General features: G+C 61.5%; 22 protein-coding genes and 1 pseudogene. 11 read left to right on the top strand and 12 right to left on the bottom strand.

Going from position 1 to position 25,592, the window contains the following annotated elements:
• The first annotated feature begins 40 nt into the window (after positions 1 to 40).
• On the top strand, positions 41 to 337 hold the full coding sequence (locus BBG20_RS26595) for a co-chaperone GroES (protein WP_003175874.1): 297 nt from the start codon (positions 41 to 43) through the stop codon (positions 335 to 337).
• Between the two features lie 50 nt (positions 338 to 387).
• Complete coding sequence (gene groL / locus BBG20_RS26600; protein ID WP_034109202.1) at positions 388 to 2,034, top strand: chaperonin GroEL; 1,647 nt, start codon at positions 388 to 390, stop codon at positions 2,032 to 2,034.
• A gap of 168 nt (positions 2,035 to 2,202) precedes the next feature.
• On the opposite strand, the gene BBG20_RS26605 is transcribed toward groL, so the two are convergent.
• Entirely contained in the window at positions 2,203 to 4,152 is a 1,950-nt protein-coding gene (locus BBG20_RS26605; RefSeq protein WP_065908732.1) for an LTA synthase family protein, read from the bottom strand.
• A 201-nt stretch (positions 4,153 to 4,353) separates the two neighbouring features.
• Between BBG20_RS26605 and colR the strand changes: the two genes are divergently transcribed.
• The 5 genes from colR (at position 4,354) to BBG20_RS26630 (ending at position 8,124) form a co-directional block, all read left to right on the top strand.
• The gene (gene colR, locus BBG20_RS26610) at positions 4,354 to 5,037 is read left to right on the top strand and encodes a two-component system response regulator ColR (RefSeq protein ID WP_003175870.1); all 684 of its coding nucleotides are present in this window, start codon (positions 4,354 to 4,356) and stop codon (positions 5,035 to 5,037) included.
• Complete coding sequence (locus BBG20_RS26615) at positions 5,027 to 6,307, top strand: sensor histidine kinase (protein ID WP_065908733.1); 1,281 nt, start codon at positions 5,027 to 5,029, stop codon at positions 6,305 to 6,307. The genes colR and BBG20_RS26615 overlap by 11 nt, the downstream gene beginning before the upstream one ends.
• Positions 6,308 to 6,495: 188 nt before the next feature.
• Positions 6,496 to 7,176 carry a class I SAM-dependent methyltransferase gene (locus BBG20_RS26620; protein WP_065908735.1) on the top strand — a complete coding sequence of 227 codons (681 nt, stop codon included), beginning with the start codon at positions 6,496 to 6,498 and terminating at the stop codon, positions 7,174 to 7,176.
• A 4-nt stretch (positions 7,177 to 7,180) separates the two neighbouring features.
• Positions 7,181 to 7,900 carry a lipopolysaccharide kinase InaA family protein gene (locus tag BBG20_RS26625; protein ID WP_065908737.1) on the top strand — a complete coding sequence of 240 codons (720 nt, stop codon included), beginning with the start codon at positions 7,181 to 7,183 and terminating at the stop codon, positions 7,898 to 7,900.
• A complete protein-coding gene (locus BBG20_RS26630; protein ID WP_065908738.1) occupies positions 7,897 to 8,124 on the top strand; it encodes a hypothetical protein in 228 nt (75 codons plus the stop codon). Before BBG20_RS26625 ends, BBG20_RS26630 begins: the two co-directional genes overlap by 4 nt.
• A 55-nt stretch (positions 8,125 to 8,179) precedes the next feature.
• Here BBG20_RS26630 and BBG20_RS26635 read toward each other — a convergent pair whose 3' ends face one another.
• From BBG20_RS26635 to BBG20_RS26645, 3 genes are read right to left on the bottom strand one after another with little or no spacing between them, the layout of a single operon-like run.
• On the bottom strand, positions 8,180 to 9,277 hold the full coding sequence (locus tag BBG20_RS26635; RefSeq protein WP_065908740.1) for a DUF1513 domain-containing protein: 1,098 nt from the start codon (positions 9,275 to 9,277) through the stop codon (positions 8,180 to 8,182).
• Between the two features lie 2 nt (positions 9,278 to 9,279).
• A complete protein-coding gene (locus BBG20_RS26640) occupies positions 9,280 to 10,344 on the bottom strand; it encodes an imelysin family protein (RefSeq protein WP_065908742.1) in 1,065 nt (354 codons plus the stop codon).
• A gap of 31 nt (positions 10,345 to 10,375) precedes the next feature.
• Positions 10,376 to 11,815 (bottom strand): di-heme oxidoreductase family protein, encoded by a 1,440-nt coding sequence (locus BBG20_RS26645; RefSeq protein ID WP_065908743.1) that lies wholly within the window; start codon positions 11,813 to 11,815, stop codon positions 10,376 to 10,378.
• A gap of 139 nt (positions 11,816 to 11,954) precedes the next feature.
• On the opposite strand from BBG20_RS26645, the gene BBG20_RS26650 reads away from it, so the two are divergent.
• Entirely contained in the window at positions 11,955 to 12,518 is a 564-nt protein-coding gene (locus BBG20_RS26650) for an NAD(P)H nitroreductase (RefSeq protein WP_065908745.1), read from the top strand.
• Between the two features lie 136 nt (positions 12,519 to 12,654).
• Here the strand turns inward: BBG20_RS26650 and BBG20_RS33590 are convergent, their stop codons facing one another.
• The 8 genes and pseudogenes from BBG20_RS33590 to gap all read right to left on the bottom strand — a co-directional run bounded on the left by BBG20_RS33590 (position 12,655) and on the right by gap (position 21,695).
• Positions 12,655 to 13,410, bottom strand: a complete 756-nt coding sequence (locus tag BBG20_RS33590; RefSeq protein WP_371920689.1) for a methyl-accepting chemotaxis protein — start codon at positions 13,408 to 13,410, stop codon at positions 12,655 to 12,657.
• 102 nt (positions 13,411 to 13,512) lie between these two features.
• Positions 13,513 to 14,847 (bottom strand): annotated as a pseudogene (locus tag BBG20_RS33595) (PDC sensor domain-containing protein); the annotation flags it as partial.
• An 85-nt stretch (positions 14,848 to 14,932) separates the two neighbouring features.
• Positions 14,933 to 15,334: a YbaN family protein gene (locus BBG20_RS26660; protein ID WP_065908749.1), complete on the bottom strand. Its 402-nt coding sequence runs from the start codon at positions 15,332 to 15,334 to the stop codon at positions 14,933 to 14,935.
• Between the two features lie 115 nt (positions 15,335 to 15,449).
• Positions 15,450 to 16,058 carry a biliverdin-producing heme oxygenase gene (locus BBG20_RS26665; protein ID WP_065908750.1) on the bottom strand — a complete coding sequence of 203 codons (609 nt, stop codon included), beginning with the start codon at positions 16,056 to 16,058 and terminating at the stop codon, positions 15,450 to 15,452.
• Between the two features lie 135 nt (positions 16,059 to 16,193).
• Complete coding sequence (locus BBG20_RS26670; RefSeq protein WP_065908752.1) at positions 16,194 to 18,758, bottom strand: TonB-dependent receptor; 2,565 nt, start codon at positions 18,756 to 18,758, stop codon at positions 16,194 to 16,196.
• A 117-nt stretch (positions 18,759 to 18,875) separates the two neighbouring features.
• Positions 18,876 to 19,844 (bottom strand): FecR family protein, encoded by a 969-nt coding sequence (locus tag BBG20_RS26675; protein WP_065908754.1) that lies wholly within the window; start codon positions 19,842 to 19,844, stop codon positions 18,876 to 18,878.
• 73 nt (positions 19,845 to 19,917) lie between these two features.
• A complete protein-coding gene (locus BBG20_RS26680; RefSeq protein ID WP_065908756.1) occupies positions 19,918 to 20,436 on the bottom strand; it encodes an RNA polymerase sigma factor in 519 nt (172 codons plus the stop codon).
• 257 nt (positions 20,437 to 20,693) lie between these two features.
• Positions 20,694 to 21,695, bottom strand: a complete 1,002-nt coding sequence (gene gap / locus BBG20_RS26685) for a type I glyceraldehyde-3-phosphate dehydrogenase (RefSeq protein WP_065908757.1) — start codon at positions 21,693 to 21,695, stop codon at positions 20,694 to 20,696.
• Positions 21,696 to 21,916: 221 nt separating this feature from the next.
• Here gap and edd point away from each other — a divergent pair, with 221 nt between their 5' ends.
• From edd to BBG20_RS26700, 3 genes are all read left to right on the top strand, one after another.
• A complete protein-coding gene (gene edd / locus BBG20_RS26690) occupies positions 21,917 to 23,743 on the top strand; it encodes a phosphogluconate dehydratase (RefSeq protein WP_065908759.1) in 1,827 nt (608 codons plus the stop codon).
• Positions 23,740 to 24,696 (top strand): glucokinase, encoded by a 957-nt coding sequence (locus tag BBG20_RS26695; protein ID WP_065908761.1) that lies wholly within the window; start codon positions 23,740 to 23,742, stop codon positions 24,694 to 24,696. Before edd ends, BBG20_RS26695 begins: the two co-directional genes overlap by 4 nt.
• Positions 24,697 to 24,848: 152 nt before the next feature.
• On the top strand, positions 24,849 to 25,583 hold the full coding sequence (locus BBG20_RS26700; protein ID WP_024077192.1) for a response regulator: 735 nt from the start codon (positions 24,849 to 24,851) through the stop codon (positions 25,581 to 25,583).
• Positions 25,584 to 25,592: the final 9 nt, after the last annotated feature.

Here is a 25,592-nt window from a genome sequence, read left to right on the forward strand (position 1 = left end):
GATACCGGCCGATGAAAAACACAATTAGGAGAGATCGACAATGAGCAAGCTTCGTCCTCTGCACGACCGCGTCGTTATCCGTCGCAGCGAAGAAGAAAAGAAAACCGCTGGCGGTATCGTTCTGCCAGGTTCGGCTGCTGAAAAAGCCAACCACGGTGTGATCGTCGCTGCAGGCCCAGGCAAGACTCTGGAAAACGGTGATGTACGTGCGCTGGCCGTTAAAGTCGGTGACAAGGTTGTATTTGGTCCTTACTCCGGCAGCAACACTGTGAAAGTCGACGGCGAAGACCTGCTGGTAATGGCTGAGAACGAGATTCTCGCTGTTCTGGAAGACTGATTTTCCCGCTCATTTTCCCGTTACTACAAAGTATTTAAGGAATATCGATCATGGCTGCTAAAGAAGTTAAATTCGGCGATTCCGCCCGTAAGAAAATGCTCACCGGTGTCAACATCCTGGCTGACGCAGTAAAAGCGACCCTGGGCCCGAAAGGCCGTAACGTGATCATCGAGAAGAGCTTCGGCGCTCCGACCATCACCAAGGACGGCGTATCCGTCGCCAAAGAAATCGAACTCGAAGACCGTTTCGAAAACATGGGCGCGCAGCTGGTCAAAGACGTTGCCTCCCGTGCCAACGATGACGCAGGCGACGGCACCACCACCGCTACCGTCCTGGCTCAGTCGATCGTCAACGAAGGCCTGAAAGCCGTCGCTGCCGGCATGAACCCGATGGACCTCAAGCGCGGTATCGACAAGGCCACCATCGCCGTTGTTGCCGAGCTGAAAAACCTGTCCAAGCCATGCGCTGACACCAAGGCTATCGCTCAGGTAGGCACCATCTCCGCCAACTCCGACAGCTCCATCGGCGACATCATTGCCGAAGCCATGGAAAAAGTCGGTAAAGAAGGCGTGATCACCGTTGAAGAAGGCACTGGCCTGGAAAACGAACTGTCGGTTGTAGAAGGCATGCAGTTCGACCGTGGCTACCTGTCCCCGTACTTCGTCAACAAGCCAGAAACCATGGTTGCCGAGCTGGAAAGCCCGCTGATCCTGCTGGTCGACAAAAAGATCTCCAACATCCGCGAAATGCTGCCAGTACTGGAAGCCGTTGCCAAAGCCGGCCGCCCACTGCTGATCGTTTCCGAAGACGTTGAAGGCGAAGCCCTGGCAACGCTGGTTGTGAACAACATGCGTGGCATCGTTAAAGTCGCAGCCGTCAAGGCTCCAGGCTTCGGCGACCGTCGCAAGGCCATGCTGCAGGACATCGCCGTATTGACCGGCGGTACCGTTATCTCCGAAGAGATCGGCCTGAGCCTGGAAAGCGCCACCCTGGAAAACCTGGGTAGCGCCAAGCGCGTGACCATCTCCAAGGAAAACACCATCATCGTTGACGGTGCTGGCGTTGACGGCGACATCCAGTCGCGTATCAACCAGATCCGCGCCCAGGTTGCCGAAACTTCCTCGGACTACGACCGCGAAAAACTGCAAGAGCGTCTGGCGAAGCTGTCCGGCGGCGTTGCAGTGATCAAGGTTGGCGCTGGTTCCGAAGTTGAAATGAAAGAGAAGAAAGCCCGCGTTGAAGACGCCCTGCACGCAACCCGCGCAGCCGTCGAAGAAGGCGTGGTACCTGGCGGTGGCGTTGCGCTGATCCGTGCTCTGGAAGCGCTGGTTGACCTCAAAGGCGACAATGCTGACCAGAACGTCGGTATCGCTGTTCTGCGTCGCGCCGTTGAATCCCCACTGCGTCAGATCGCTTCCAACAGCGGCGACGAGCCAAGTGTTGTGGTCAACGAAGTGAAGAACGGCAAAGGTAACTACGGTTACAACGCTGCAACCAGCGAATACGGCGACATGGTTGAAATGGGCATCCTGGACCCAACCAAAGTGACCCGTTCCGCGTTGCAGGCAGCCGCTTCGATCGCTGGTCTGCTGCTGACCACCGAAGTTGCGATTGCTGACAAGCCGAAGGCTGAAGGCTCGGCTGGCGGCGGTATGCCAGACATGGGCGGCATGGGTGGCATGGGCGGCATGATGTAAGCCAGCCTTACCCCCGTACTGAAAAAGCCCCGCCTGCAGTGATGCAGGCGGGGCTTTTTTATGGGGGCTGGGGTGTCTGGATCCATGCTTGCTGGTGACAGAGGGCTTGGCCGCAACAAGAGATGTGCCAGTCACACTGCTATCGCGGGCAAGCCCGCTTCCACGGGGTCAGCGTTCGCTCAACTGTGGCGCCGCTGGCTTCGGCGGCTTCCAGCTCAGCAATTGTTGCTTGAACCCATAACTGGCGGCCTGATAGTAGGTGATCGCCCGTTGGATCAATGGATCATCACTGCCGACCCGGACTTCCTGGCTCGCCGCCAAGGCTTGATAGTGACGACGCAAACCCAGGCGTGGGCTGAGAATCGCCAGGTCCTGGCCATCAAATAGCCCCAGGTGCTGGTAGTTGCCGACCACCACGCGCGGTGGCAGTGGATTGTCCTGCAACAGGTTGCGGCCAAAGAAGGTAGATTCGTAGCTCAGGTTGATCAGCCCCAGCAGCGTCGGCGCCAAGTCGATCTGGCTGGCCAGTTGTGCGGTTTCGCGGGCGTCGATCAGCTTCGGTGCATAGATAAACAGCGGAATCTGGTAGTTGCTGATCGGCAGGTCTTCCTTGCCGGCGCTGCCGGCCGTGTGGTCGGCGACGAACACAAAGATCGTGTTATCGAACCAGGGCTTCTGCCGGGCCGCCTCGAGGAATTCGCCGATGGCATGGTCGGTGTACTTCACCGCGCCGTCGCGACCATTGCCGGATTTGATATCGATGCGCCCATCCGGGTAGGTGTAGGGGCGATGGTTGGAGGTGGTCATCAGTTGCAGCAAAAACGGTTGCTGCTTGGCGTAATCGGCATCGGCCAGTTTCAGGGTTTGGCGATAAAGGTCTTCGTCGGCCATGCCCCAGGCATTTTTAAACGAAATTTCCGCTTCGGGCACGCTGCTCTGGTCGACCACCCGATAACCGTTGCCGCTGAAAAACGCGTTCATGTTGTCGAAGTAACCCCGCCCGCCGTAGACAAACACACTGTCGTAGCCAATCACACTGAGTTGTTGCCCGAGGCTGGCAAAGCCGCTTTCCCGGCCGATGCGCTTGACGATCGAGCGTCCCGGCGTGGGGGGAATCGCCAGGGTGATCGCCTCCAGGCCACGGTCGGTACGGGTGCCGGTGGCATAGAAGTTACTGAAGTACAGGCTCTGTTTACGCAACGCATCGAGGTTGGGCGTGAGGTTGCGCCCATCGCCATTGCTGCCCATGTATTTAGCGCTGAAGCTTTCGATGGTCACCAGCACGATGTTGGGTTTGCGCGGTGTTCCAGGGTTGGTGATCGCGCGCCGGATATCCAGCGGGTCCTGGTCGATGAAGCGCGCGTTGGGCTCACTCAGTTCCGCGCGCAACTGTTTGGCGACCACCTCGGTGGGCAGGCTTTGGTAGAACTGTGAATAGTCCAGCTCGTTGTTGCGGAAAGCGGCGAAAAACTGGTACGGGCCATTGCTCGCCAGTTCGTTCTTGTACGCGTTGCCGCCCTGGGTGCGTGGGCTGTCCTGGCTGATCAGTTGCAGGCTGAGGCCGGCGACAACCAGCAGCGCCAACGCATTCACCACACGGCTACGCAGCGCAGGCAGCGGCGCGTTCATTGCGGCATTGAACGGCTTGCGCAACACCACGCTGAAGACAATCGCAAGCATCGCCAGCAGGCTCAGCAGTTTGCCGATCGGATAGGATTCCAACAGGTTGTTCAACACCTCATCGGAATACACCAGGTAATCGACGGCAATGAAGTTGAAGCGCACGCCGAACTCATCCCAGAACAGCCACTCGGCCGCCGACGTGAACAGCATGGCAAACAGGCTGACGGTGAGCACCGCCTGCAGGAACCAGCGGTGGCCGCGGCGGCGCCACAGGGCCGGTGGGCACAGCAGCAGATACAGCCCCAACGGCAGTGCCGCATAGGCCAGGAACCCCAGGTCGTAGAGCAGGCCCACGCCAAACACCGGCAGCAGATTGCCGCCGACTTCATCCAGGTGAGCGATGAGCAGCACGCTGCGCGTGAGCAGGAATACCACTAACCAGGCACCGGTTATCAACAGCAAATAGCGCATTGGCGCTGTTTTGACAAAACCCATATCCATGTTCCTTATATCAATGGGGGGCGATCTTCGCCCTGACACTGTGGTCAGTTTGTGAAGCTATAGTGAAAAACTCGTTCAGCCGATCAATCAGTTGAAAACCTTTATCGACGGGCCTTTCAGCTCTATCCCTGAGCCACACTTGGCCTTAAGCTGCGCGAGCCAACACGGCCGTTACCGCGTACGGAGACACTGCCCATGCGAATTTTATTGGTTGAAGACAACCGCGATATTCTGGCCAACCTGGCGGATTACCTGGGGCTAAAAGGCTATACCGTCGACTGTGCGCAGGACGGTCTGTCGGGCCTGCACCTGGCCGCCACCGAACATTACGACTTGATCGTGCTCGACATCATGCTGCCCGGCATTGATGGCTACACATTGTGCAAACGCCTGCGCGAAGACGCGCGTCGCGACACGCCGGTGATCATGCTCACCGCCCGTGACCAGTTGGATGACCGGCTGCAGGGCTTCAAGTCCGGCGCCGATGACTACCTGCTCAAACCGTTTGCCCTGTCGGAATTGGCCGCGCGCATCGAAGCCGTGCTGCGCCGTGCCCAGGGTGGCGGTCGCCGTGCCCTGCAAGTGGGTGACCTGAGCTACGACCTCGACACCCTCGAAGTGACCCGCGAAGGGCGCCTGCTCAAGCTCAACCCGGTGGGCCTGAAACTGCTCGCGGTGCTGATGCAGAAGAGCCCGCATGTACTGCGCCGGGAAATCCTCGAAGAGGCGCTGTGGGGCGATGACTGCCCGGACAGCGACAGCCTGCGCAGCCACGTGCACCAGTTGCGCCAAGTGATCGATAAGCCGTTCGCCAAGCCGTTGCTGCAGACGGTGCATGGTGTGGGCTATCGCCTGGCCGAGGGCCGAGATGGAGTTTAAGCAAAGCCTTGCCCAGCGGATCATCATCGCCTTTGCCTTGATGAGCGCGTTGGTGGCGGGAGCCTTCGCCATGGGCATCGTCGCGACGGTGCACCTGGTAGAAGAGAAGTTGATTTCGGCAGGCCTCGGCGGTGACTTGCAACGCCTGTTGCTGATGGACACTGTCGAAGATTGGCGGCACCGACCCGAACCGGACCAGCTGTTTTACTTCAGCGGCGGGCCGGGCGATTTCGAATTGCCCAAGGACCTGCGGCATCTGGAACCGGGCTTTCATGAGGTGTTCCGCGAGGCGCTGTCGTACCACGCCATGGTCGAAGTGGTCGATGGCCGCCGCTATGTGTTGCTGCAGGATCAGAGCGATTTCGAAGAGCGTGAGCGCGTATTGTTTGCGGTGGTGCTGGTGGGCTTCGTGCTCAGCCTGGCGCTGGCGGTATTCCTCGGCTGGGTGCTGGCGCGCAAGGTGATGGCGCCGGTGGTGCGCCTGGCCCGCCAGGTGCGACATCGCGATCAGTTGCTCGGTCTGGCGCCGCCGCTGGCGCCGGACTACGCGGCCGATGAAGTCGGTGAGTTGGCCGTGGCCTTCGATGCCACCCTCGGGCGTCTGCGCCAGGCGTTGTCCCGCGAGCAGTTGTTTACCAGCGATGTCAGTCACGAATTGCGCACGCCCTTGATGGTGCTGGCCAGCTCTTGCGAATTGTTGCTGGAAAACCCGGCCATCGATCAGCGCGGGCGCAATCAGGTTGAGCGCATCGCCCGGGCTTGTGAGGAGATGCGCGAACTGGTGCAGACCTTCCTGATGCTGGCCCGTGCCGAGCATGACGATGGCACCATGTCGCCGCAGGTCAGCCTGGAGCAGGTCGCCGACGACTTGCTCGGTATCTGGCGCGAACCCATCGAGCGCAAGGGCCTGGAATTGATCTACCAGCGCGGCAACCCGCTGGACACGCGCTACAACGCCACCTTCCTGCATGCGGTGATGGGCAACCTGCTGCGCAATGCCTTGCACTACACCGAGCAGGGGTTCATCCGCCTGACCCTGGAGCCGAGTGGCTTCGTGGTCGAGGACACCGGCGTGGGCATCCCTGAAGACAAGCGCGAAGCCATGTTCGAGCCTTTTGTGCGCGGCAACGAGAAGCGCGGCGATGGCCTGGGCCTGGGTTTGTCGCTGGTGCAGCGCATCTGCGAGAACCAGGGCTGGAGCGTCAGCCTGAGCACCATGGAGCCGAATGGCTGCCGCTTTCATGTCGAATTGAGTCAGGTCAAACCCTGATCCCATCCCCTGCCGCTATCCTGCCGAAGTACCCCGTACTTCGGCGAAGGTGGCCCCATGCTATTGCATGTGTCTGTAAAGTCTTGAAATGTATGAGATTGGACAGGACAAGTTTTTCACAACGGGTTGACCTGTTGATCACAGCTCGCTGCATAAGGTTGTAGGCATCAGCAACTGGAGATCCGTTGATGTCTACCCCGATCAAGCTCGAATTTTCCGAAAAGTACGACGATCAGCACGCCCACGAATATTTGCTCAAGCATCAGGACAATTTGGCTCGCCGGTTGTCCCACAAACGCGACGAGCAATTGGCCCGGGGCGCGCTGGCGATGGCCGGTGAGCCTGGCCTGGTGCTGGACCTGCCGTGCGGTGCCGGACGTTTCTGGCCGCTGCTGGCTGAAAAACCCAACCGCGTGATCATCGGTGCCGACAATTCGGCCTCGATGTTGAAGGTGGCGACGGTCGCCCAGCCGGCGGATGTGGTGAAACGGGTACGGCCCTTGCAGACCTCTGCTTTTGATATTGATTTGCCGGACAACTCGGTCGACAGCATTTTCTGTATGCGCCTGCTGCACCACATTGGTGACCCGGCGCATCGGCTGGCGATACTGCGGGAGTTTCAACGCGTTACCCGCGACAGCGTGATTATTTCGTTGTGGGTCGATGGCAATTTCAAAGCGTGGAAACGCAAGCGTCTCGAAGGACAGCGTCGCGAAAAAGGTGAGCAGGAAGGTTACCAAAACAGATTTGTGTTACCGGCTGCTACTGTTGAAGCAGAGTTTGAGCAGGCCGGTTTTCGTGTTCAGGAATCCCTGGACTTCATACCGCTCTACGCCATGTGGCGAGTGTATGTATTGCGCAAGAGGTAACAGGATGGCAGTTGAGTGCGTAGCAGGCAGTCATGTAGCGCCCGAAGAACGCTTCGATTATTTCTGGCGCCAGCAGGGCGAGTGGGTCGAGGAACCCAATCGTCGGCGTGGTGGTGAAAGTGGTGTGCAGCGAGTAACGAGTGCCAATGGCCGTTTGCTCTACAGCAAGCGCCAGACCGGACACATCTACCGCAGCTGGCTGCACCCCTTCGGACGCCCCACCGTGCTTCGCGAGCGGGATGCACTCAAGGGCCTGCGCTTGCTGGATGTACGCGTGCCGGAAATGGTCTTTTGCGAAGCACGTCGCGACCCCGAGCACCGTTGGAAGGCATTGCTGGTCACGGCCGCCCTGGAGGGCTTCGACGAGATTGAAAACTGGTACGCCGCCGGTGGTCGCGAACAGTATGGCGAGTTGGTCCACGAGCGCCTGCTGAAGGAATTGGCTGGCACCCTGGCGCGTATGCACAAAGGGCGCTGGCAGCATGGTTGCCTGTACATCAAGCACATTTTCGTACGCGTGACGGGTGAAGGCGACTCGGCCAATGTGGAAGTGGCACTGCTGGATTTCGAGAAATGCCGCCAACGCCTGACCGCTTATCGCGCGGCTTCCCATGACATGCTGCAACTGCGCCGCCATTCGTCGTGGAACAGTACAGACTGGGAAAAACTCAGCTACTTTTATGAGGCGGCGTTTGGCAGCGCTATCAAGGGTTTAACCAGATGAAGCTAGAAATAGCACGAGGTCTGTTCCTGGTTGGGGCGATGGGCGTTGCAGCCCTGGCCCTGGCAGCGTGGGAACAGCCTCGCACACAAGTACTCAGCGCGGTGCAAGGTGGCGGGCAATGCCTGTTGCCGCGCGTCGCCAAGGCGAGTGTGGCGGTCAAGCCTGATCATGAGTTGCTGTTGTTCATGTTTGGGATGTCTCAAGGGATGAGGCCGCAGAGTTGAAACGATTCAAACCCCCGAAACAGGGCCTTGCGATGCGAGGCCCTTTTTTTTTGCTTCAAATCAGGTGCAGATGGTTATCCCAAAGCCCCGCCGGCAATTCCAGCGGTTTGGCAACCAGCTGTTTCTGCCGGCAATCGTAGAAACGGCAACGGCCCTGGCCTGAGGTGACGACAAACCCATCCGCCACCGCGCCGACCCCGGCGCAGTCGGGCAACGGCCCATCCAGGCGCAGCTCGCCGCTGTCCATGTCCCAGATGAAGAAGCGGTTGCCCCGTGGTGCGGTCAACGCCACCAGGCGCAATTCGCTGTGCACCGCGACACTGGCGGTGTAATGCCCCATCGCCTGCAACTGCTCATCGGCCACCGGGAACGCCACGAACGGCTGCCCCGGCCGCTTGATCGCCAGCAGCTCGGAACGCTCCTGGGACGCGCCCATGAACTGCTGGCCGGTGAGGATCGTGCCATCGCTGGCGATCCCCATATGGCGCACGCTGTTCATCTGTTGGCCGAGGGTTTCCTTGCTGATCAGGCTGCCATCGCGGTGCATCAGCACCAGGCTTGGCTCCATCGCATTGAGGTTCATCTCCACACGGCTTTCGGCTTCGGTACGAATGCCGCCGTTGGCCACCACCAGGGTCTCGCCGTCGGGCATCCACGACACCTGATGCGGGCCGATACCGTGCGTCGAGATTTCGCCGCTGTGCACCAGCCGCTCACCTTCGAACGTGTACACCCCGAGCAGGCCACGGCCCGGGTCGGAGGTGTCGTTCTCGGTGGCATACAGCCAGTCGCCGCTCTTGTGAATCACCGCGTGGCCATAGAAGTGGCGATTGGCATGCGAGGTGATGGTCTGCAGCAGCGTGCCATCACGCAGGTCGATCAGGTAGCTCTCGGTGCCCGGGCGACGGGCGACAAACAGGGCAATCGGCAGTGTCGGGTGGTTGATGATGTCGTGGCAGCGCTGGCCGACCCGGGTGGCAAATACCGGCTTGCCATCCAGCCGATAGCCCACGGCATAGTGGTTGCCGTCCGCATCATCGCGCGCCGACAGCAGCAGCGGGCCCTTGTCTTTCTGCTTGAACAGCGTCCAGCCACCCAGCGTGAGAGCACTGAGCAGCACGCTGCCAACCGCCAAAGCCTGTCGCCTGAGCATCATCAGTCACCGTCGTTGGCGTTAAAGCCCAGTTGGATGCCCAGCGCCTTGGCCAGTTCGCCTTCGTGCAGGCGGTGGACGACGTTGAGGCTGTCGTAGATATCGTTGAGCTGCTGGCGCCCGGCGTCATCGTTCAACAGTTCGTTGAGGCTGCGCTGGTTGCTGGCGAACAGTTTCAGCGAGGCCGCATAGGCGGCGTCGATCTTGTCGGCCAACGGCTTCTGTTCGGACGGCAGCAGACCACGCAAGCCCTTGTTGTCGACGCCAACCCACACGGTCTGGGCGGCGGCGAGGCTGGCTTCGAGGCTTTGCAGGGACGACTGGCTGCGCCATGCATCGGCCTGGAACGGCTGCGGGATGCCCTTGGTCTGGCGGCCCATCGGCGTGCCGAGCTTTTTCTTCAGGGTGTCCAGGGCGGTCACCTGGACGCGCAGCAGATCGGCAATCGCTTCGTGGGAATCGGCGTAGCGCTGGTTCGGAAACTTGGTCATCTGCGCGAGCATGCCGTCGGTGCTGTTCCAGCTGGCCAGGATCTCTTCGGCGAGGGCTTTCTGGCGTTCGCCAATGGCCACCAGCAGCGGGCAGTAGCGGGCTTTCTGGGCTTCGTCGGCGACGTCGGTCTTGGCGTCATAGAGGATGTATTCGTAAGCCGACAGGCCTTGCACCACGACACTGGACTTGGCCAGGGCGGCGGCGTCGATCTGCGGTTGGGCGATGACCAGTTGCTCGACCTGGCGACCCACCAGGTTCTTCTTGTCCGGCCAGAACTGGATCTGCCACGCGCGGTTGCCTTCGGCCAGTGGGCCGATCAGCAGCGGTTGCAATTCGGCCCAGGCTTTTTGCGCATGGAGGAAGTCGGCGCGGGCGGTCTCCAGGCTTTCCTTGCCCTGGCAGTAGGCCAGGGCGCTGACGGCCAGTTGGCGGTCGGCTTCAACCCAGCGGCTGTAGGTCGGTAGGATCACTTGCTTGGCGATCGCCGCCGAGGTCACGGCTTGTGGGTCCTGGGGCGAGCAGGCGCCGAGGGCTAGGGCGGCCAGGCTGGTGAACAACAACTTGGGACGAAACATGTCGAGCTCCCTTCTGTAATTGGGGCGAAGCTTATAAAGAATTCAGGAACGCCAGCAACGCAGCGCGCTGCTCGGCATTGAAGGACAACACATGCTGCTGCGCCGCTTGCGCTTCACCGCCGTGCCACAGCACGGCCTCGAGCAGGTTGCGGGCGCGGCCGTCATGCAAGAACTGGGTGTGGCCACTGACGGTCTGCGTCAGGCCGATGCCCCACAACGGCGCGGTGCGCCAGTCGCGGCCACCGGCCTTGAATTCGGTGCGGTTGTCGGCCAGGCCTTCGCCCATGTCGTGCAACAGCAGGTCGCTGTAGGGACGGATCACCTGGTTGGCCAACTCAGGTTCGGCCGCCGTGGCTGGCGTGGTGAATGATGGCTTGTGACACCCCTGGCAGCCGGCCTGGTAGAACAGGTTTTTCCCGGCCAGCACCTGCGGCGCGTTGACGTCGCGGCGTGCCGGCACGGCGAGGTTGCGCGTGTAGAACAGCACCAGGCGCAGGATGTTGTCGCTGACTTCCTGCTCGCCATCGGCGCCATTGCCGTTCGGCGCCTGTTTGCAGGCGACTTGCGCGTCGGTGCAGTCATCAAAGGGTCTCAAAGACGTGGTGAGGCCCATATCACCAGAAAACGCGTGAACATTTTGTTGATTGAGGTTGGGTTGCCCGGCTTTCCAGCCAAAGCGCCCGAGTACGGTTTTTTGTTCGGCGTCGTCCCAGACCCAATTGGCGCGGCCGACGATGGCTTCTTTGTCGGCGGTCTTCGGGTCGGTGTTGCGCAGGATATCGGCGTCGGTGATCGCTTCGAGCAGGCCCAGGCCAATCATCGGCGGGGCGATGCGCGCGGAGAAAAGTGTGTCCGGATGCATCGGGCCATAGCCGAGCTGGGTGATCTGCAGGTCCGGCTTGCGCAACTCGACCACGCTGCCATCCTTGAAGGTCACCTTGACCGGCGTGTAGTCGACGCGCACCTTGCCTTCCGGTGCGACGCCCGGCACGGCCATGTCCTGCAGCTGCCCGCCATACACCGGCTCGGGCACCACGCCGACCTGCTCGATGAGCTTGGCGTAGGACGGCTGCTCCTGGATAGACAGGGGGATCGACAGGCGCACCAGCATCGACACCGCATTGGCCGCATCGGGCAGCGGCGGGTGGCCACGGCCGTCCTTGATATGGCAGTTCTGGCAGGCGTTGGTATTGAACAGCGGGCCCAGGCCATCGCGTGCGGTGGTGGTGGACGGCGCGATGACCCACGGGCTGCGAAAGAAGCTGTTGCCGACGCTGAAGTCCAGGCGGCGCGTGGGCGACAGGTTGGCCGACGGCAGGGAGAACGCATTCTGGTCGCGCTTGTTCACCGTCGTCGCGCCGCCGGCACGCGCTTCACCAGGCTCTGCCTGGGTGAAACGTGGGGCGTCATCGCAGGCAGTCAGGCTTAAAGCCATCACTGCTGCGGACAGGCGAAAAAGCGAACCGAACATCAGGTTTCCTGAACGAAGGCTGAAAATATGGGCGCAAAGTCTAACAGGGCAGGGCGCAATGAATAAGAGCAATTATCGTTTGCTCGAATCCGATTCATTCCCGCTAGAATGACCGCACATTTTTTTCTGGAGGTGGCCAATGCAGGCTCTCGACGCTTTGCTCAACCGTGTTTCCGTGCCGCGTCTACTGGAACCGGCACCGACCCAGGAGCAGCGTGATGTGCTGTTCGCCGCGGCCATGCGCGCGCCCGACCATGGTCAACTGCGCCCTTGGCGGTTCCTCACCGTAGAGGGTGCCGCCCGTGAGCAGATGGGCACCCTGCTGGCCGAAGCGGCGCGCCTGCAAGACCCCGACGCTGCGCAAGCGGTCATCGATAAGGCCCAGAACGGCCCATTGCGCGCGCCGCTGGTGGTGGTGGTGATTGCCCGCCTGCAGGAACACTTCAAGGTGCCCAAGTCCGAACAGCTGTTGGCAGCCGCCTGCGCGGCCCACGGTATTCTGCTGGCGGCCTATGCCCAGGGGATTGGTGCGGTGTGGCGCACGGGTGAACTGTCCTACTCGGCTCATGTCGCCAAAGGCCTGGGGCTGACGGCGGATGAGGAAGTGATTGGCTTCCTTTATTTGGGGACACCGCAGAACCCGCCGCGTACGGCCGCTAAAGAAGACCTGACACAGTTTGTCAGCGCCTGGACCGGTCTCTGAACCACCGCCGACCTGCGCTCTGTGGGGAGCTGGCTTGCCTGCGATAGCATCGACTCGGTTCTGTCAGGGACACCGGGTTGCGCGCCTCGCGGACAAGCCCGGCACCCACATGGCTCTCAGTGGTTTTGCCACCGAGTCAGACCTTGAACTGATCCATCAGCTTCATCTGCTGGCTGGCCAATGCATTGAGTTGGCTGCTGATGGCCGCCGACTCGGTGGCCTGGCCGGTGAGGGTTTCGGTCACGCCGCGAATCGCCGAGACGTTGCGATTGACCTCTTCGGCCACGGCGCTCTGTTGCTCGGCGGCGCTGGCGATCTGCAGGTTCATGTCGCTGATCACCGTCACGGCATCGCTGATCTTGCCCAGGGCTTGCACTGCCTGATGAATCTGCCCGGCGTTGCTCTGGGCCTGGTGCTGGCTGGAGTGCATGGTCGCCACCACGCCGCGGGTGCCGCTCTGGATCCGTTCGATCACCAGGCGGATTTCCTCCACGGAGTCCTGGGTACGCTTGGCCAGGTTGCGCACTTCGTCGGCGACGACTGCAAAGCCGCGCCCGCTTTCGCCGGCCCGGGCCGCTTCGATTGCCGCATTGAGGGCCAGCAGGTTGGTCTGTTCGGCGATGCTGCGGATCACTTCCAGCACTGAACCGATCTGCTCGCTGTTGACGGCCAGGGCTTCGACTTCACCCACGGCCTTGCTGACTTCCTCGGCGAGGGTGGTGATGTCGCGGGTGCTCTGCTCGATGATCGACATGCCTTCACGCGCCGACTGATCGGCACCGCGTGCCGCGCTGGCGGCATTCGATGCACTGTTGGCAACGTCATGGGCGGTGGCGCTCATCTCGTTGGAGGCCGTGGCGACCTGGTCGATTTCGCGGAATTGCACCTGCATGCCTTCGCTGGTCTGGCGCGCGATGGCCGAGGACTGGTCGGCGGTACCACGCGCCTCGGTGATGCTTTGCTTGATCTGCGCAATGGTCGGTTGCAACTTGTCGAGGAAGCGGTTGAACCAGTTCACCAACTCGCCCAGTTCATCGTGCTTGGCGTAGGCCAGGCGCTGGGTGAGGTCGCCGTCACCACTGGCGATGTCCTTGAGCATCGCGGCCACGCCGTTGATCGGCCGGGTCACACCGGTGGCCGTCAGCCAGATCAGCAGCAGGCCCAGCAAGCCGGCGGCGGCGCCTACCAGCAGCGCCTTCAAGGTGCCCGAGGCCTGGGCCTTGTCGAGCAGCGCCTGCAGCTTCACGGTGTCGGCCAGCATCACGTCCTTGGGCAGCTTGATCACGACGCCCCAGGACTTGGCATCGGCAATCGGCTTGACCGGATAGACCGCGCGAATCGTGTCGTCCTGCGCGCGGATCATGCGGGTGTCACTGGCCAGCAGTTGCACGATTTCCTTGCCCTCGGCACCGAGGGTATCGATCAGGTTTTTCCCGACTTTGGCCGGTTCACCGCTGTAGGCCGCGATCAAGCCGCTGCTGGCGAGAATCTCCAGGTGCGCGGCACTGTTGAACAAGTCTTTCTGTGCCGCATCGGTGGCCGCTTGCAGGGCGGTGAGGGCGATGTCGATGCCGACCACGCCGATGACTTTGCCGTCCACCAGCAGTGGCAGGGAAAGGGTGGTCATCAGCACCGGTTTGCCGGCCACCGTGTCTTCGTAGGGGTCGAGCAGGCAAATACGGCGGGTATCGCGTGGGCAGGTGTACCAGATGTTGTAGGGCGTGCCGCTGAGGTTGAGGGTGGTCTTGGTCAGGTCGTCCTCGACCATGATGGTGTTCAAACCTTCGCCACCGGCGCGGCTCCAGTAACTGGAGAAACGGCCTTTTTCGTTGGAGGCGCGTGCCTTGTCGTCGACGAATTCGCTGTCCTTGCCATCCAGCCCATTAGGTTCGAACGACAGCCAGATACCCAGCACCTTGTCATTGCGTTCGAAGGCAGTTTTAAGGCTCTGGTTGAGTTCTTCGCGCAAGGCGCCGGGCGCGAGGTCGCGCTTGGCTGCCAGAGTGCGCAGGTCTTTGACCTGGTCGCCGAGGGCGACCACGGCGACCAGGCTGTCGCCGAAGGTTTTCTGCAATTGCACGGCTTGCTCGGCGGCCTTGGCCTGCAACAGTTGTTCGACACTGGCGGTGAGCATGTGCGAGCTGGAATCGCTGACCAACTGATCATTCTGAGCGGTGTTGTAGAGGTTGATGCTGACAACCAGCGCAATCACCCCCAACAGGCAAAGGCCGGACAACAGCACGATTTTCAGGCGGATGGAGAGGGTGTTGAACATAGGCTCACTCGCGAATGGACTTGTTGGAAGGCACGCAGTGCAGGCCAAGTCCATTCAGCGCTATGTCTGGAACATCGGCGTAACAAATCATTTCATGAGAAGCAGGCGATGAGCGGTAGGAAAACGGCTACAGCCAGTGCTACGCGGGCTCTGCAAGCCGTTCAGGGCGTGACCAGATCCATAGGTTGCCCAGGCTCATCCCGGCAATGGCCAGGTAGATCGGCCAGCCATGATCGAGCATCACCAGCATCAGGATGGCGCACAGCAGCATGCTCACCGTGGCGCTGACCTTGGCCCGGCGCGCGATGATCTTGCCGTTGCGCCAGTTGAACAGGATCGGGCCGAACAGGCGGTGGTTTTCCAGCCAGGCGCTCAGGCGCGGCGAGCTTTTGGTCGCGGCCCACGCGGCCAGCAGGATGAACTCGGTGGTCGGCAAGCCCGGTATGACAATCGCCACCAATCCGATGCCCAGGCTGACGTAGGCCAGCAGGCCGAAAAGGATCTGTGCGATTTTCGAGGTGGATTGGGTTTTGCCGGTCATGGGAAGCAATTTGCAGAAGGAAAGGGTTGCGTACTCGGTAGTAGCGGGCTTGCTGGCGATGGCGTCCGTGAAGCTGCTATCGCCGGCAAGCCTGTTCCTACCGAGGGGGTTCGAGTCAGGCCAGTTCAGGGGCGCTAGCGTACGCCTGTTCCAGCAACACGGTGAAGCGCACAAACGCGTCGATCGCACCTTTTTCCACTGCGGCTTCCTCTTCGGCGCTGAATTCCAGGCCGTCCAGGGTACGAGTAAAGCTTTTCCAGCCTTCGGCACGACCGCCGGCCGGCTCACCCAGGTGGCGTGCACCGAAGGTTTCGCTCAGTCCCAGGCCCACGGCGCGCTTGATCAGGAACGCAGCGCCCAGCTTGGAGCCTTCGGACACGAACAGCCAGCCCAGGGCTTCGGCCTTGCTCGGGTTCTTCACCGCACCGGCGACCGGCGCTGGCACGTCGGTGTCCAGGTCGCCCAGGTCCAGCTTGGCGGCTTCGGCGCGGCAGCGCTCGGCCAGGTCCGGCACGATCTTGATCAGTTCGGCATCGTTGTAGAGGCTCACCAGTTCCGACTGGAACAGGTACTGCGCGACCACGAAGCGGGCGAAGTTGGCTTGGGTTTCAAACGGGGCGTGTGCCTTGACCAGTGCGTCCAGCTTGGTGTGTGGCTCGTTGGTGATCTGGTTCAGGCGCTGGGAGCGCAGGCTCGGGCGTTCTGCGGTAGAGGAAGCGGTCATGAAAAAGTCCTTGAGAAGAGGAGCGCCTTGGTGCTCTGAAAGAGAGCTGTTATCAACTAGACGAACAAGAAGACGCGGCACAGTAAAAAATCCTCACCCCGGCGCTGAAAATCGACGAGGTGAGGGTGGGCGTTATCAGATGTCCCAGATCACGTTGATCGCAAAGTTGCGACCGGGCTGGGTCAGGCGGTCAAGGTTGGCGGGCGCGGTCACACCGGCTTCGCCGACGCCGTCGTAGCTGCGCACGTCATCCCAGTTCCAGTATTTCTTGTCGGTCAGGTTGTACAGGCCGCCGTTGATGGTCACGTCGTTGGTGACCTTGTAGAAGCCGGTCAGGTCGACGATGCCAAAGCCGGGCGTCTTGAAGGGCGCGCCAGTGCTGCCGTCGGGCGCATGGAAGGTGGTGCTGTCGACGCGATCCTGCTTCTTCACCAGGGTCCAGCTGACCAGCGCCCCGTATTGCGCTTGCTCATAGCCCAGGCCGAAGACGCCCTTGAGCGGGTTGACGCTGTTGAGCGGCTCGCCATTGTCGTCGTTGCGGCCATAGGTGTAGCCAACCGAGCCCTGGGTGTACAGGCCTTGCGGTGCGCCGAAGGCGTCCAGGTCCAGGCGCCCTTTGGCTTCGATCCCCTTGATGGTCGCGTGCTTGATATTGTTGGCTTCGAATTGCTGTGCGGTGCCGCCGGCGACGGAGGCGTCCTCGTCGATGAAGTCGCGGTATTTGTTGTAGAACACTGCGATATCAAACGAACCGGAATCGAAGTTGCCGCGAATCCCGGTTTCCACGCCCTTGCTGCTTTCTGGCTTGAGATTCGGGTTGGGCTCGACGGTGTAGCCCTGCTGCAGGTTTTCAAAGCGGCCGTACAAGGCTTTGGCCGACGGGGTGCGGAAGCCTTCAGCGTATTGGCCGAACCAGGTGTACTGGTCGGTCAGCGCATAGGTCAGGCCGAATTTCGGCGTGACGCGGTGCCAGGTTTTTTCCTTGTCACTGTGGGCGTAGATCCGCGTCGGGTCGACGGTGTTGAGGAACTCATCAGTCAACTTGGGCTTGAGTTGGGTGTAGTCGTAGCGCACGGCGGGCAGGAAGGTCCACTTGTCCCAGGTGATCTGGTCCTGTGCGAACAGCGAATACGTGTTGATGGTCGGGTCCGGGAAATCGCTGGCCTTCTTCACGCTGTCGCTGGCGATCGGGCTGGGTGCGCCGATGGCCGTGCAACCGCCGCCGACAGCCAGGCAGGTCGCGGCGCCTTCGCGGGAGCCGGTGACCTTCTGCTGCTTGAGGGTGGTGCCATAGGTCACTTGGTGATCGGTTTCGCCGATGCTGAAGGCCTTGTCCAGCTGGGCATCGAAGACCCATTGCTTTTCTTCGTACAGGGTCTCGCGGGTGCGCAGGACTCGGCGGGACGGCTGGTAGATCTCGGCGGTGGACTGGTCCGTCTTGGCGATCTGGTAGTTGAGGCTGGTCTTGATCTGATCGGCTATCGGTGAGTCCAGGGCGAAGCGGTTTTCGATGCCAAAACGCTCGCGGGTGATGGTGTCGTTGCCCGAACGAGCCCGGTAGAAATTGAAGCCGCGTCCGCCGGTGAACGGGCCGCCCACGGCATTCATGAGGTTGACGTCGCGATCGTCCTTGTACTTCTCGTACGTCAGGCCGAGGCGATTGTCATCACCATAGTTCCAGCCCAGCTTGGCCAGCACGTTGGTCGTGCGCGCGTCTTCCGGGTTGGCGCCGGTGCGGGCCAGGCCGGTGGCATTGTTGCCGTCGTAGGACTCCATCTCGTGGCCATTGCGCTGGCTCAGGTGCAGCAAACCGTCGACGTCCTGCACGCGGCCGGCGACGGTGCCGGAAGTCAGCCAGCTGTCGTCGGCGGAGCTGTAGCCGGTCTTCAGGCGGGCGCCGACGTCCTGGCCGGGCTTGATGATGTCATCGGGATCGAGGGTGAAGTAGCTCACCGCGCCACCAATCGCGCTGCTGCCGTACAGGGCCGAGGCCGGGCCGCGCAGGATCTCCACGCGCTTGACGATTTCGGGGTCGACGTAGTTGCGGCGGGTCTTGGCGTAGGGGCCGTTGAAGAAGTTGTCCGGCACTTCCACGCCGTCGACCTGGGTGAGGATGCGGTCGCCATCGATGCCGCGAATGTTGTAGCCCGAATTGCTCGAGCGGCCACCGGCACCGCCCACCGAGACGTTGGGTTCGTAACGCACCAGTTCACGAATGGTATTCACGTTCTGGCGGTCCAGCTCTTCGCGTTCCTGCACGGTCACGGTGCTCGGCACGCTGCTGATGTTCTGCTCATTCCGGGTGGCGCTGATGGTGACCTGTTGCAGGTTGAGGGCGCCGCCCGCCGCGCGCTTTTCCAGCACGATGTTGTTGCTGCCCAGTTTGCGGTAGCTCAGGTTGGTCCCCACCAACAGCCGGTCCAGGGCTTTCTCCGCTGACAACGGGCCGCGCACGCCCGGGGACGACACACCCTGGCCGAGTTCCGCCGGCAGGCCGACTTGCCAGCCGGTCACCGCGGTGAAGGCGTTGAGCGCCGAGACCAGCGGCTGTTGCTCGATGCTGAAGGTGTAATTGCCGTGGCTGCGCTGCACCGGTTCAGCGGCGGTGGCCGCCATGACCGGCGTGCCGGCCAGCAGGATGGCCGCAGTCAGCAGGGACAGGACGGGCGAAGAGGGCCGGCGGTTGAAACGAGAGGACATCGAGAGCGCTCCGGAAGGTACGAATCTTATAGTTGCGAACCGAATCAAATAGGAATCAGTTGCATTGGCTAAGACGAGACGTACCGCCGAAGGCTATCGAGTAAAAATAATTCTCATTTAGTTGAGGATCACCAGCGCCGGGTATTCCGACAGTTTGGCCGAGGTGATGTGGGCCAGGGAGCGCACCACGTCCAGGGGCTGGTCGAGGCGGTAGTTGCCGGTGACGGCAACGCTGGCGAGCTTGTCGTTGGTGTTGACGATCCAGCCGGGGTAATAGCGACGCAGCTCGGCGAGCACTTCGCTCATCGGGCAGTTTTCGAAAATCAGCCGGCCCTGCACCCAGGCCAGGTCCTTGTTGGCATCCAGCTTGGCCGGTGGACCGAAGCCCTTGGGCCCGATGCGGATGCTTTCGCCGGCGCTCAAGCGCACGCGGGCATCGTCGAAGGTGTTGCTCAGGTCCACGTCGCCGCGCTGCACCTGCACCTGGGCTTCGCCGTTGAGGTAGCGCACCGCGAAAGCGGTATCACGCACGCTGGCGCGCACGGGGCCGGCGTCGATTTCCAGCGGCAGGCCATGGTTGGGCACGATTTCGAAGAACGCTTCGCCCTGGTAGAGGCGGGCGATGCGCTGATGATCCTTGATGCTGCTGGAAAACGCCGAGTTGGTGTTGAGCAACACTTTCGAGCCGTCGTCCAGTTGCAGGCGCTGGCGTTCACCGACCACGGTGAGGTGGTCGGCCTGCAGGCGCACCGGCAGGTTGCTGAAGCTGAACAGGCCGATCAGCAGCACGGCGGCGGTGGCCAGTGGTTTCCAGTGCGGCCGGATACGACGCCAGGCACTGGGCTTGCGCGGCGCGGCGAGGGCGACGGCGGCGCTGTGCACGGGCGCGGCGCCCCAGGCAGCCTGGGCTTTGCCAAACGCGTGAACATGCGCAGGGTCCTGTGCCAGCCACGCTTCAAATTCGGCTTGCTGCCCGGGCTGCGGGCACTGCAGGGCGATCAGCCAGTCGAGGGCTTGGTCCATAGCCATGTCTTGCAACACCTCATGAGCCAGCTCATGGGGGCGCAGTTTATTCGGGTCCGTCACGGTGTTCCTCGGGTCTTCGCCACGTTCTATTCAAATGTCCTACAGCCTTGGGTGACATTTCTGTCGGTGAAGCTTAAGGCCGATCCAGCCTTTGGGCCACACCTACGCAGATGGCCATGATCAATTTCAGTTCCTTTTGTACGGTGCTCAAGGACACTTCCAATTGGTCGGCAATCTCCTGGTAGCTGCAGCCGTGCAGGCGGCTGAGGATGAAAATCTGCTGTTGGCGGGCGCTCAGTTGACCGAGGCTGACACTCAGGTGCTCCAACAGTTGCTCGGCTTGGGTCGCGTCTTCGGGCGTGCTGATGGGGGCGGCGACGCTTTGCAGGACGTCCAGCGGGACATCTTCCTGCAGCGTGCGCGCCTGGATCCGACGCGCGCGCAAGTGGTCGAGTGCGAGGTTGCGCGCGGTCTGGTAGACGAAAGGTTCAAGATGATCGATCGGCCGCTCGCTGAGGGCTCGGGTCACGCGCAGGTAGGTTTCCTGCAAGAGGTCCTCGGCGGTGCTGTGGTTATTCACCATCCGCTGCAACGTGCGAAGCAGAATCACCCGTTGGGTGAGGAAGACGTGGTTGAAGCGAGATTGGCTCACAGTGCTACCAGATCGATTTGCAGTTAATGATAATGCTTATCATCAACGCAAATGGCAAGTGGCACTTGGGGGTGTTGCCTGGATACCGGTGTGTGGGCTTGTGTGGGAGCCGGGCTTGCCCGCGATGCAGGCACCTCGGTTTTCCAGTTGCACCGAGGTGATGCTATCGCAGGCAAGCCAGCTCCCACACAAGCCAGCTCCCACATAAGCCAGCTATCACACAGGCGAGCTTCCATGCTGGGGAGCTGCCAAAGGGTTTATTCGGCGTTGCAGAGCGCCAGGCAGTTATCCAGCATACGGTTGGAGAAGCCCCACTCGTTGTCATACCAGGCCAGCACCTTCAACAACTTGCCACTGACCTTGGTGTGGTTGGCGTCGAAAATCGACGACAGCGGGTTATGGTTGAAGTCACTCGAAACCAGCGGCAGGGTGTTGTAGCCGAGGATTTTCGAGTGCTGGCTGGCTTCCTTGAGCAGTGCGTTGACCTCGTCGGCAGTGGCGTCTTTTTTCAGCGTCACGGTGAGGTCGACCAACGACACGTTGATCACCGGCACCCGCACGGCCATGCCGGTCAGCTTGCCCGCCAGTTCCGGCAGTACCAGGCCCACCGCTTCGGCGGCGCCGGTCTTGCTCGGGATCATGTTCTGGGTGGCCGAACGCGCGCGGTACGGGTCGGTGTGGTAGACGTCGGTCAGGTTCTGGTCGTTGGTGTAGGCGTGGATAGTGGTCATCAGGCCGCTCTCGATGCCCAGCTCGCGGTGCAGCACCTGGGCGACCGGCGCCAGGCAGTTGGTGGTGCAGGAGGCATTGGAGATGATCTGGTGGGATTGACGCAAAATGTCATGGTTTACCCCGTAGACCACGGTGGCGTCTGCGCCCTTGGCGGGGGCCGAGATGATCACCTTGCGCGCGCCGGCGGTAATATGGGCAGCAGCCTTGTCACGGTCGGTGAACAGGCCGGTGCATTCGAACACTACGTCGATCTTGTGTGCAGCCCACGGCAGGTCGGCGGGGTTGCGAATGGCACTGACGGCAATCCGGTCGCCATTGACGGTCAGGCTTTCCTGATCGTGGGCGACCTCTGCCTCGAAAGTGCCATGTACGGTGTCGTATTTGAGCAGGTGGGCATTGATCGAACTGTCGCCGAGATCGTTGATGGCGACGATCTGCAAATCCTGGCGGTAGCCTTGGGTATACAGTGCGCGCAGGACATTACGGCCGATACGGCCAAAACCATTGATTGCGATACGAAGAGTCATTGGAAAGTGCCTGTCGTCGATTTGTTGTAAGAATTACAAGATTATTCGCATAAAAATAGAAAACAAGCCTTTTTAGTGGCAATATTTTGTTCAATCTACAACGAGTGACCTGAATCAACTGGTCCGAGTGGTCAAGTAACACCCTGCCAACCTTTTCGCGGCGGGCGTTTGACCAGCATAGGAACGAGGGTCGCCACATCCGTTAGCCTGGAGTTCTATACATGCATCCCCGCGTTATTGAGGTCACCGAACGGCTTATCGCCCGCAGTCGTGCAACCCGCGAGGCTTACCTTGCACTCATTCGCGGCGCTGCCAGCGACGGCCCGATGCGCGGTAAGCTGCAATGCGCCAACTTTGCCCACGGCGTGGCCGGATGCGGCACTGAAGATAAAAATAGTCTGCGAATGATGAATGCCGCCAACGTGGCAATTGTTTCGTCATATAACGACATGCTTTCGGCGCACCAGCCGTACGAACATTTCCCCGAGCAAATCAAGAAAGCCCTGCGCGAAGTCGGCTCGGTCGGTCAGTTCGCCGGCGGCACCCCGGCCATGTGCGACGGCGTCACCCAGGGCGAACCCGGCATGGAGCTGAGCCTGCTCAGCCGCGAAGTCATCGCCATGTCCACGGCGGTAGCGCTGTCCCACAACATGTTCGATGCCGCGCTGATGCTGGGCATCTGCGACAAGATCGTCCCGGGCCTGATGATGGGCGCGCTGCGCTACGGCCACCTGCCGATGGTCTTCGTGCCGGGCGGCCCGATGCCGTCGGGCATCTCCAACAAGCAGAAGGCCGATGTGCGCCAGCGCTACGCCGAAGGCAAGGCCACCCGCGAGGAGCTGCTGGAATCGGAGATGAAGTCCTACCACAGCCCCGGCACCTGCACCTTCTACGGCACCGCCAACACCAACCAGTTGCTGATGGAAGTCATGGGCCTGCACCTGCCAGGCGCCTCGTTCGTCAACCCGTACACGCCACTGCGTGACGCGCTGACCCGCGAAGCCGCGCACCAGGTCACGCGCCTGACCAAGGCCAACGGCAACTTCACGCCAATCGGCGAGATCGTCGACGAAAAATCCATCGTCAACTCCATCGTCGCACTGAACGCCACCGGCGGATCGACCAACCACACCCTGCACATGCCGGCCATCGCCATGTCGGCGGGCATCATCCTCACCTGGCAGGACATGGCCGACCTCTCCGAGGTGGTGCCGACCCTGTCCCACGTGTATCCGAACGGCAAGGCCGACATCAACCACTTCCAGGCGGCGGGCGGGATGTCGTTCCTGATCCGCGAACTGCTCGAAGCCGGCTTGCTCCACGAAGACGTCAACACCGTGGCCGGCAAGGGCCTGAGCCGCTACACCCAGGAACCGTTCCTGGTCGACGGCGAGCTGATCTGGCGCGAAGGCCCCATCGAAAGCCTCGACGAAACCATCCTGCGCCCCGTGGCCCGTGCGTTCTCCCCGGAAGGCGGCTTGCGCGTGATGGAAGGCAACCTCGGCCGTGGCGTGATGAAAGTCTCGGCCGTGGCCCTTGAGCACCAGATCGTCGAAGCACCGGCGGTGGTGTTCCAGGACCAGCAGGACCTGGCCGATGCATTCAAGGCTGGCCAGCTGGAAAAAGACTTTGTCGCGGTGATGCGCTTCCAGGGCCCACGCTCCAACGGCATGCCGGAATTGCACAAGATGACGCCGTTCCTCGGCGTCTTGCAGGACCGTGGCTTCAAGGTCGCATTGGTGACAGACGGGCGCATGTCCGGCGCGTCGGGTAAGATCCCCGCCGCGATCCACGTGAACCCCGAAGCCCAGAGCGGCGGGCCACTGGCACGCGTGCGCGATGGCGATATCATTCGCGTGGATGGCGTGAAGGGCACCTTGGAGCTTAAGGTGGACGCCGAAGAATTTGCAGCGCGCGCGCCTGCCACGGGCCTGTTGGGCAACAACGTGGGGGCCGGTCGCGAGCTGTTTGCATTTATGCGCTTGGCCGCAAGCTCCGCAGAGCAGGGCGCCAGCGCCTTTACCTCTGCCTTGGAGACGCTTAAGTGAAGCTTGCGCTGGTCGGTGACATCGGGGGTACCAACGCCCGTTTTGCGTTGTGGCGGGATCAGGCTCTGCATTCGATCCGCGTGCATGCCACGGCGGATCACCAGAGTCCCGAGGACGCGATCAAGGCCTACCTCAAGGAAGAAGGCCTGGAAATCGGTGACATCGGTGCCGTCTGCCTGTCGGTTGCAGGGCCGGTGAGTGGCGATGAATTCAAATTCACCAACAACCACTGGCGCCTGAGCAAGACTGCGTTTTGCCAGGCGTTGCAGGTGGATGAGCTGCTGCTGGTGAATGACTTCACCGCCATGGCCCTGGGCATGACCCGCCTCAAGCCCGACGAATTCCGCGTGGTCTGCGAAGGCACGCCGGAACCGTTGCGCCCGGCGGTGGTGATCGGGCCGGGCACCGGCCTGGGCGTCGGCACGTTGCTGGACCTCGGTGCCGGTCGTTACGCGGCATTGCCGGGGGAGGGTGGACACGTTGACCTGCCCCTGAGCAGCCCGCGTGAAACCCAGCTGTGGCAGCACATCTACACTGAGATCGGCCACGTCAGCGCCGAAACGGCCTTGAGCGGGGGCGGTTTGCCGCGTGTCTACCGCGCCATCTGTGCGGTCGACGGGCATACCCCGGTGCTGGATACCCCAGAAGCCATTACGGCGGCGGGCCTGGCTGGCGATCCAGTGGCGATGGAAGTGTTGAACCAGTTCAGTATCTGGCTGGGCCGCGTCGCCGGTAACAACGTGCTGACCACCGGTGGACGCGGTGGTGTGTATATCGTGGGTGGGGTGATTCCACGGTTTGCCGACTTCTTCATCAACAGTGGTTTTGCCAAGAGTTTCAGCGACAAGGGCTGCATGAGCGACTATTTCAAAGGCATCCCTGTGTGGTTGGTGACCGCGCCGTATTCCGGGTTGACTGGGGCTGGAGTCGCATTGGAACAGGCTTTTGCGTAGGCGCTGATGGCCCCTTCGCGAGCGAGCCCGCTCCCACTTTGACCGAGTTCCAACGTTGGAATGCCGGCAAATGTGGCAGCGGGCTTGCTCGCGAAGGGGGCCTCAAGGGCAACAAATGACATAAGCTTGGCCATAACAACAAGGAGGACCCCGTGAGCGTAATCAGTAAATCGATTCTCCTCGTCGATGACGACCAGGAAATCCGCGAATTGCTGCAAACCTACCTCAGTCGCGCCGGTTTCCAGGTGCGTGGCGTGCCGGATGGCGCCGGGTTCCGCCAGGCGATGAACGAGGCGCCCTGCGACCTGGTCATCCTCGATGTGATGTTGCCGGACGAAGACGGTTTCAGCCTTTGCCGCTGGATCCGCCAGCACCCGCGCCAGGCGCAGGTGCCGATCATCATGCTCACCGCCAGTTCCGACGAAGCCGACCGCGTGATCGGCCTGGAGCTGGGCGCCGACGACTACATCGGCAAACCCTTCAGCCCCCGCGAGCTGCAGGCGCGGATCAAGGCGCTGTTGCGGCGCTGCCAGTTCGGCCAGGAGCGCAGCGGCAATGGCGACGTGCTGGTGTTCGATGAATGGCGCCTGGACATGATCAGCCACCGGCTGTTCCACGTTGACGGTGAAGAGGTGATCCTGTCCGGTGCCGACTTCGCCCTGCTCAAGTTGTTTCTCGACCATCCCCAGCAGATCCTCGACCGCGACACCATCGGCAATGCCACCCGTGGCCGTGACCTGATGCCGCTGGACCGGATTGTCGACATGGCCGTCAGCCGCCTGCGCCAACGCCTGCGCGACACCGAAAAACCTCCGAGGCTGATCCGCACCGTGCGCGGCAGCGGTTATCAACTGGCAGCCAGCGTGGTTGCCGGCAATGCCCACTGAACACCTGAT

The sequence above is a fragment of the Pseudomonas aylmerensis genome (assembly GCF_001702265.1).
GTDB classification, from domain to species: Bacteria; Pseudomonadota; Gammaproteobacteria; order Pseudomonadales; family Pseudomonadaceae; genus Aquipseudomonas; species Aquipseudomonas aylmerensis.

Coding starts and splice junctions, on each gene's coding strand:
- colR (WP_003175870.1), top strand. CDS start 4,354: ATGCGAATTTTATTGGTTGAAGACAACCGCGATATTCTGGCCAACCTG.
- BBG20_RS26640 (WP_065908742.1), bottom strand. CDS start 10,344: ATGTTTCGTCCCAAGTTGTTGTTCACCAGCCTGGCCGCCCTAGCCCTC.
- gap (WP_065908757.1), bottom strand. CDS start 21,695: ATGACTCTTCGTATCGCAATCAATGGTTTTGGCCGTATCGGCCGTAAT.
- BBG20_RS26595 (WP_003175874.1), top strand. CDS start 41: ATGAGCAAGCTTCGTCCTCTGCACGACCGCGTCGTTATCCGTCGCAGC.
- edd (WP_065908759.1), top strand. CDS start 21,917: ATGCATCCCCGCGTTATTGAGGTCACCGAACGGCTTATCGCCCGCAGT.
- BBG20_RS26650 (WP_065908745.1), top strand. CDS start 11,955: ATGCAGGCTCTCGACGCTTTGCTCAACCGTGTTTCCGTGCCGCGTCTA.
- BBG20_RS26625 (WP_065908737.1), top strand. CDS start 7,181: ATGGCAGTTGAGTGCGTAGCAGGCAGTCATGTAGCGCCCGAAGAACGC.
- BBG20_RS26630 (WP_065908738.1), top strand. CDS start 7,897: ATGAAGCTAGAAATAGCACGAGGTCTGTTCCTGGTTGGGGCGATGGGC.
- BBG20_RS26615 (WP_065908733.1), top strand. CDS start 5,027: ATGGAGTTTAAGCAAAGCCTTGCCCAGCGGATCATCATCGCCTTTGCC.
- BBG20_RS26605 (WP_065908732.1), bottom strand. CDS start 4,152: ATGGGTTTTGTCAAAACAGCGCCAATGCGCTATTTGCTGTTGATAACC.
- BBG20_RS26645 (WP_065908743.1), bottom strand. CDS start 11,815: ATGTTCGGTTCGCTTTTTCGCCTGTCCGCAGCAGTGATGGCTTTAAGC.
- BBG20_RS33590 (WP_371920689.1), bottom strand. CDS start 13,410: ATGCAGGTGCAATTCCGCGAAATCGACCAGGTCGCCACGGCCTCCAAC.
- BBG20_RS26635 (WP_065908740.1), bottom strand. CDS start 9,277: ATGCTCAGGCGACAGGCTTTGGCGGTTGGCAGCGTGCTGCTCAGTGCT.
- BBG20_RS26660 (WP_065908749.1), bottom strand. CDS start 15,334: ATGACCGGCAAAACCCAATCCACCTCGAAAATCGCACAGATCCTTTTC.
- BBG20_RS26620 (WP_065908735.1), top strand. CDS start 6,496: ATGTCTACCCCGATCAAGCTCGAATTTTCCGAAAAGTACGACGATCAG.
- BBG20_RS26665 (WP_065908750.1), bottom strand. CDS start 16,058: ATGACCGCTTCCTCTACCGCAGAACGCCCGAGCCTGCGCTCCCAGCGC.
- BBG20_RS26670 (WP_065908752.1), bottom strand. CDS start 18,758: ATGTCCTCTCGTTTCAACCGCCGGCCCTCTTCGCCCGTCCTGTCCCTG.
- groL (WP_034109202.1), top strand. CDS start 388: ATGGCTGCTAAAGAAGTTAAATTCGGCGATTCCGCCCGTAAGAAAATG.